Annotated in this window: 1 protein-coding gene; it reads right to left on the reverse strand. The window is 41.9% G+C overall.

Annotated elements, in window-relative coordinates:
• On the reverse strand, positions 1-484 hold a 484-nt coding region (locus tag A3756_RS02955; protein WP_068552913.1), incomplete at its 3' end, for a hypothetical protein.
• Positions 485-701: the final 217 nt, after the last annotated feature.

The following is a 701-nucleotide window of genomic DNA, read 5'->3' on the forward strand; positions in this document are numbered from 1 at the left end:
TGCTATGAGCTTCGGCTAAATCAACTTTTTCGCCGTAAACTTCGAGCCAGGTACGTGAGCCAGGTAGCATGTGAGCCAGGTCATACATGCCGGTACGTAAGGCTTCTAGAAATTCTTGATTACCTTTTTCTTGTTCCATCACCACGTTAAGCAATTTAAGGTTGCTTGTATTGCCCAGTTGATCCTGGATAACGGGTAATATTTTCTTAAGGCTCTTTATTTGTTGAGTTTGAGCTTCGTTTTGGCTGGTCAATTCCGAGATTTGTAGCTGTAGCTCTTCAACGACTTCAAGGTTGACGGACTCTTCTTCTTCATCTCCGAAGACGGTGATCGTTATTACTGTAATCGAAACAGAAATAATCACGATTAGTAAGAGTGCGACAACCAGTAGTACTATTTTGTTCGTCCCGACACTCTCTTCCAGAGCAGTAATTCGTTGCTTTTCAGTGAGTGGCTCGTGCTCCACTTCATCTTTCTTGGCCATGGTCTATCCTACGTCGCGAATTTGATGATGAGCTCGGGAGGTGTGCATGTAGTCATGCTAAATCGAACAGAAGTTATGCGAACCCCGGTGAGCCCAGATAGTTTTAGTGTAGACCAAAACTATCTGAAGTACCTACCAAAGGAATGTGATTAATTGTGATATTAATACGAATATTACTAATTAACTTAGATAGTTAGCGCTATAAGTTCTATTAGCC

It is taken from the genome of Oleiphilus sp. HI0086, assembly GCF_001635225.1.